Source organism: Glutamicibacter sp. AGC46 (genome assembly GCF_053543715.1).
In genome coordinates this window covers 610,231-616,308 of sequence record NZ_JBLVOJ010000011.1, presented here as the reverse complement: position 1 = coordinate 616,308, position 6,078 = coordinate 610,231, and the positions used below count along the sequence as shown (strand labels likewise).

Sequence of the window (6,078 nt, the reverse complement as noted above, 5' to 3'; positions counted from 1 at the left end):
AGCTTCCCTCATGAGGAAAGCTGGTCCCGGCTTCTTGCTGCCCCGTCAGGATGCAGGAACCCCGTACAGCTGGTAAATGCTGCTGTACGGGGTTCCTGCGCTCCATGGCGCGCCGCTTCGCCTGCCCGGTTACTAGATGATGTCTTCACCATTGCGGCGGGCTTCCAGCCATTCCTGGATGAACCCCTTGCTGATGAAGAACAGCACTCCGGCCACAATGACTGGCCATGCCAGCACGTACAGGCTCAAGAAAAACGTCGTCATTATTTGCCTCCCAGGCTCTTGGCATCGTGTCCGGCATCTGCAGCGTCAGGCTTTCCAGGTACTGCGTCGAAGTCGCCGGTGCGTACCGCGATGACATCGAAGTCGAATTCCATCTTGGATCTGAACGACAGCAGGTAGCAGACGATGGTACTGACCGAGTAGGCAACCAGCGAGGCGCTCAAGGTCGTGTAGTCGCGCAGGAAACCGAAGACGAACGGTGCGCTGGCCAGCATCGCGACGACACCGACAATCTTGGCAACGCGCAGGCCGAAGAACCCGAAGCTCATCAACGCCACGACCACGCCGATGCCAATCACCGACAGCAGCTCGATCAGCAAGCCGGTGACGCCATTGACTGGGATCAGTTCGAAGCGAACAGGGATGAAGATCGCCAGTGCAACGAGTACCGAAACGGTGAAGGCCTTGTTGGTGACCTTTTTCCAGTAGAAGCTGGCCAGAACCGGGAAGACCAGAGCACCCCAAAGAGCTCCGACGAAGACCAGCAGGTCCAGGATGTTCAGCTGCATGCTCGCGAAAGCGACTGCCAATGCGGTGGCAACGACCATGGTCGCACGGCCAATGAGCAGCATTTTCTTCGGATCGGCCTTGTCCTTGCCGGCAACGTTCTGGCCGTACACGTCAGCCATCACAATCGAGGACAGGGCCGCCAAGTCCGAGTCAGCAGTTGACGACAGCGCACCAATGATCATGATGAAGAACAATGCCAGCAGAACACCTGGCAGGTAGCTGGCAGCCATCTCGGGGATGAGGTTGTTCATGTCTCCACCCGACGGCTCGAACCCAAGGTACAGGGCGAGCACGCCGAGCATGCCCACGCCGATGACCATCGCTCCGTAGCCGATGGTTGCAGTGATGAAGGTTGGCTTGATCAAGTCCTCGCGTACTGCGAAGAGCCGCTGGGCAATAGTCTGGTTGCCAATTGCGTAGGCCAGAACGGCTGCAATGTAGGGTGCCCCTTGGCCCAGGAATGCTTCAGAGGAGAAGAAATTGGACTGTTGCGGGGTCAAGTTGCTCGCACCGGTTTCGAATGCGGCCGGGAACCCTGCGGCAAAGAAGATCGCCGGGACAATGATTGCTACAGCGCCCAGCATGCCTACGACCTGGACAAAGTCGGTCAGTACCGAAGCACGGAACCCGGACCACAGGGTGTAGAGCAGAACGCCACCGGCAACGGCCAGCACGCCCTGGATGAAGTTGAACGGCGAGAGCATCGAGATCAATACGCCACCGGCGATGAAGTTGGACATCAAGGAGATGACCGAACCGACAATATTCGACCCGGCCAGCATCAGCTGGCTGGAGCGGCCGTGGCGTGCATGCATGACCTCGGCGAGGGTGTGCGCGCGTGGCGCGACCTTGCGAATCCGCTTGCCGAATGGGTAGATGAACAGAATCATCAACGCGCCCCAGAGCCCATAGTGGATCGGACCGGAGATTCCATAGGTGTACCCGGAGGTGGCTGAGGCGTACATCGACGAAGCCCAGATCCAGGTAGCGGTCATGCTTGCAGCGGAAATGCCGAATCCAATTTTATTTCCCGCCGTCATGTAGTCGTCGGCGTTCTCTTTTTTCTTTCCGATTCGGGTGGAAATAAAGAAGGTGCCTCCGTAGAAGAGCACCAATAGCAAGACAACAGTTAGGGCGCTGAACTGCACTATTTCGTTATTCACGCGCCACCTCCCTCTAATAGACAGTGATGAGATTCGCGCCAGGAGCTAAATGCTCAACCGGCGACTTATCCTGCACGTCTTCCTGCGAGATTTCATCGCAAGGGGTAAATTTCAGCTGACGCGCACAAGCCCCTGGGCCCATGAACCACTTCCCTACACTCAAGTTTCGTTCGTTTCTCATTCGTATCGTTCATCCCTAGTCACGGGGAGCACCAGCTCGTGGATTCGTTCCAGAACCTGGCGCTTTTGGCTTCACAAAGTGAATCCGGACCCATGGTTTGCCTGCATCGCACTTGCGGCTATCCATATTGGCGCGCAATGGCGCTTCGGGTCAGTTCAGGCGCGGTACTCGCGTTGGCGAATACCGCCGGTTTTCCATCGGAGGGCTGCTACCCGGAACTCAACACGCGATTACTGCGCGGAGTTACTCAGTCGGCGATAAAACGCCGGACAGGAAAACAGCGAAAGCTCTCTCCGAAATTAGTAGCTTCAACTAACTACATACAAATATTAGCATGAATGCAAAGATATTCGAATCTTCCGCCGCAAGGCAGCGGGGCACCCCACTCACCGACCAGCCGGCAGGGGCGCGATGTTGAATCAGCCCATCGTCTGTATCAATTACGGGACGACCTTGCGGATGCGTGTAACGGTGCGCACATAAGTGCGGAAAGCCGGGATAAAAAATATCTAGTTCTGGCCGTTCTGTTCCCCACTGCGCAGCGGACAGGCATGATCCAATTACACCACCCGAAATGCCCTACCCGGATTACTAAACTTTCCCGAGTGCCGGATTCAGTGCCATGCCGAGCGAGTTCAGGGCACTGTGGATACTCTCAGGACTTCGAAAACACTGCATAAATATACACGGTATTCGATACCGCCTGGCGAACGCATGCAGACCGCTCCCCCGCCGATCAAGCTCATCACTTGCCGCACCCTCCTGACACGGGCGCTTCGCTCTTAGCGCCGGCACAGAGATCTCTGCCAGAATAGGTGCATGACTGACATTGCCCGACCAGCCCGTCGTACGTTCATTTGCGCCTCGGCAGCACTTGGTTCCGCCGCACTGCTCACTGCCTGCGGCGATGGACATTCTGAAGCCGACACCCCCGAGGCATTGCCGATTCCTGAACCATCAGGCGAAGGACAGGCCCTCATGAAGGCCACGGACCTTGCCATCGGATCGCGTGCACTCGCTCCAGCCAAGGATCCTTCCGGAAAAGAAGTAGGCGTTTTGCTCTTCCGCAAGGATGAGAAGACCGTTTTGGCCTACTCGAACGTCTGTACCCACCAGGGCTGCGCTGTGAGCCCGAAGTCCAGCAAGGAAGATTTCTACTGCGCCTGCCATGGCTCACGATTCGCACCCGCTGACGGTACCGTGGACGCAGGTCCAGCTATCGCAGCGCTGCCACGCTACGCTGCGGCAATTGAAGGTGACGACATCGTCGCCTACGTTACCGCCGCACAGTAGTTTCCCAGCACTTTTTAAGCACTGAAGGCTGAACCCGGATGGGGTTCACCCTTCAGTGCTTGCTAGAGGCACTCCTAGAACAGCGCAACTTTCTCTGGGGCCGGGAAGAGCTCATCCATCTGGGCCCGTTCTGCGGCGCTCGGAACCCAACGCACCGCTGCAGCGTTGGCTCGAATCTGCTCAGGACGGGTGGCACCGGCAATCACAGAGGCCACCGGCGACTGCGCTGCCAGCCAGGAAAATGCCAATTCGATCGGTGTCAGATCCCGTTCGGCAGCAAAGGCGTCGAATTGATCCAACTGCTCAAAATCGCTGGTTTCCACGAGATGCTGACGCGCGTGTGTCAGCCGGCTGCCCTCAGGGGCATGCCCCTTGGAGTACTTGCCGGTCAGCAGGCCGTTTGCCAGCGGGAAGTAGGGCAAGACTCCCAGATCGAATTCACGAGCCGCTGGAAGCACTTCCAGTTCTGCACGGCGGTCAATCAGGTTGTAGTGATTCTGTGCCGAGACGAATCGCTCGGTTCCCAATTCACGGGCCACGTACTCCGCCTGGGCTATTTGCCAGCCGGTCCGGTTGGAATGGCCGATGTAGCGAACTTTGCCGCTGGTGACCAGGTCATCCATGACCCGCAAGGTTTCTTCGATGGGAGTGTTCGCATCTGGAGTGTGGAACTGATACAGGTCGATGTAGTCCGTACCGAGCCGCTTGAGCGATGCTTCGACTGCTTTGACGATATAACGGCGCGAACCACGCGCATTGAAGTCCGGGCCATTTGCGCCCTGCATATCCATGCCGAATTTGGTGGCCAGAACGATGTCATTGCGTGCTTGCCCAAGCGCTTTGCCCAGACGGATTTCGGAAAGCCCTGGTTCCTTGCCATAGACATCCGCGACATCGAAGAGCGTAATACCCGCGTCAAGCGCCGCATGGATAACCGCGTCGGTTCCTTCTTGGGTTTCGGTCGCAGTTCCTGCGCGGCCAAGATTGTTGCACCCTAGCCCGACGACGGAAACACTCAGGCCGCTGCGGCCTAGCTGACGGAATTCCATGGACACCTCATCTGTTGGTTTGTTCATCCGCTTCACTGAGCGAGGTTATACCCATAGGCTATCTGGTAGGTAGTTGTGCTCAACATTTCACAGCACAATTCACTGCATTGCATATTTATCCATTAGGATGGAAACATGTCTAAAGTTCTTACCAATCTTCCTGTAGGCGAGCGCGTAGGTATCGCGTTCTCCGGTGGCCTCGACACTTCGGTGGCAGTAGCCTGGATGCGCGACAAGGGCGCCATCCCTTACACCTACACTGGCGACCTCGGCCAGTACGACGAGCCAGATATCGACGCTGTACCTGGCCGTGCACTGGAGTACGGTGCAGAGAACTCCCGCCTGGTTGATTGCAAGCCCGCTCTGGTTGAAGAAGGCCTAGCAGCACTCGCCTGCGGCGCTTTCCACATCCGCACCGGCGGCAAGACCTACTTCAACACCACCCCGCTGGGCCGCGCCGTCACCGGCACCCTGCTGGTCCGCGCAATGCGCGAAGATGGCGTGGATGTCTGGGGCGACGGTTCGACCTACAAGGGCAACGACATCGAGCGCTTCTACCGCTACGGCTTGATGGCCAACCCTAAGCTGCGCATCTACAAGCCATGGCTCGACCCCAACTTCGTTGCAGAGCTTGGTGGCCGCCAGGAAATGTCCGAATGGCTGCAGGAGCACGGTTTCCCTTACCGCGATTCGGCCGAAAAGGCCTACTCAACCGATGCCAACATCTGGGGCGCAACCCACGAGGCGAAGACCCTGGAACTGCTGAACAGCTCCATCGAGTCTGTTGAGCCGATCATGGGCGTGAAGTACTGGGACGAGAACGTAGAGATCAAGACCGAAGATGTCTCGGTTTCCTTCGTCGCTGGCCGCCCGATAGCCATCAATGGCAAGGAGTTCACCGATCCGGTGGCTCTGGTCAACGAAGCTAATATCATCGGCGGACGCCATGGTCTGGGCATGAGCGACCAGATCGAGAACCGCATCATCGAGGCCAAGTCCCGTGGCATCTACGAAGCACCAGCAATGGCGCTGCTGTACATCGCCTACGAACGCCTCGTGAACGCGATCCACAACGAAGACACCGTGGCCAGCTACCACAACGAAGGCCGCCGCTTGGGCCGTCTGATGTACGAAGGCCGCTGGCTGGACCCGCAGGCCCTGATGCTGCGCGAATCGCTGCAGCGCTGGGTCGGCTCGGCCATCACCGGTACCGTCACCATCCGCTTGCGCCGTGGCGACGACTACACGATCGTGAACACCGAGGGCGAGAACCTGAGCTACCACCCGGACAAGCTTTCGATGGAGCGCGTAGGCGACGCCGCTTTCGGCCCAGTGGACCGCATCGGCCAGCTGACCATGCGCAACCTGGATATCGCGGACTCCCGCGGCCGCCTGGAGCAGTACGCCAACATGGGCCTGGTCGGCGGCACCACCGCTGAACTCGTCGGCTCGCTGGAAGCTGGCGGAGCTGATGACATCGTGAACGCAACCCAGGTTGATAGCGATGACCTGGCGACCGACCGCGCTATCGAGTCTGCTGCATTCGACGCAGGCACCGACTAGACGCCAAGGCACAGCTAGAGGATCGGGGGGTTCTCCC

Annotated in this window: 5 protein-coding genes; 2 read left to right on the top strand and 3 right to left on the bottom strand. The window is 58.3% G+C overall.

Annotation, left to right across the window (positions count from 1 at the left end; genetic code table 11):
- Window positions 1-132 precede the first annotated feature (132 nt).
- Both ACNPM8_RS08055 and ACNPM8_RS08050 read right to left on the bottom strand, forming a co-directional pair.
- Entirely contained in the window at window positions 133-264 is a 132-nt protein-coding gene (locus tag ACNPM8_RS08055; RefSeq protein WP_426734060.1) for a putative transporter small subunit, read from the bottom strand.
- Window positions 264-1,955 carry a sodium:solute symporter family protein gene (locus ACNPM8_RS08050; RefSeq protein WP_400288210.1) on the bottom strand — a complete coding sequence of 564 codons (1,692 nt, stop codon included), beginning with the start codon at window positions 1,953-1,955 and terminating at the stop codon, window positions 264-266. Before ACNPM8_RS08050 ends, ACNPM8_RS08055 begins: the two co-directional genes overlap by 1 nt.
- A 1,000-nt stretch (window positions 1,956-2,955) precedes the next feature.
- On the opposite strand from ACNPM8_RS08050, the gene ACNPM8_RS08045 reads away from it, so the two are divergent.
- Window positions 2,956-3,429 carry a Rieske (2Fe-2S) protein gene (locus ACNPM8_RS08045; protein WP_426734058.1) on the top strand — a complete coding sequence of 158 codons (474 nt, stop codon included), beginning with the start codon at window positions 2,956-2,958 and terminating at the stop codon, window positions 3,427-3,429.
- 74 nt (window positions 3,430-3,503) lie between these two features.
- Here the strand turns inward: ACNPM8_RS08045 and ACNPM8_RS08040 are convergent, their stop codons facing one another.
- On the bottom strand, window positions 3,504-4,478 hold the full coding sequence (locus ACNPM8_RS08040) for an aldo/keto reductase (protein ID WP_448939621.1): 975 nt from the start codon (window positions 4,476-4,478) through the stop codon (window positions 3,504-3,506).
- Between the two features lie 135 nt (window positions 4,479-4,613).
- Between ACNPM8_RS08040 and argG the strand changes: the two genes are divergently transcribed.
- On the top strand, window positions 4,614-6,041 hold the full coding sequence (argG, locus tag ACNPM8_RS08035) for an argininosuccinate synthase (RefSeq protein ID WP_426734056.1): 1,428 nt from the start codon (window positions 4,614-4,616) through the stop codon (window positions 6,039-6,041).
- Window positions 6,042-6,078 lie beyond the last annotated feature (37 nt).

Bases quoted from the DNA above. Each gene is read 5' to 3' on its own strand.
- ACNPM8_RS08055 (WP_426734060.1), bottom strand. From the start codon at position 264: ATGACGACGTTTTTCTTGAGCCTGTACGTGCTGGCATGGCCAGTCATT.
- ACNPM8_RS08045 (WP_426734058.1), top strand. From the start codon at position 2,956: ATGACTGACATTGCCCGACCAGCCCGTCGTACGTTCATTTGCGCCTCG.
- ACNPM8_RS08040 (WP_448939621.1), bottom strand. From the start codon at position 4,478: ATGGAATTCCGTCAGCTAGGCCGCAGCGGCCTGAGTGTTTCCGTCGTC.
- argG (WP_426734056.1), top strand. From the start codon at position 4,614: ATGTCTAAAGTTCTTACCAATCTTCCTGTAGGCGAGCGCGTAGGTATC.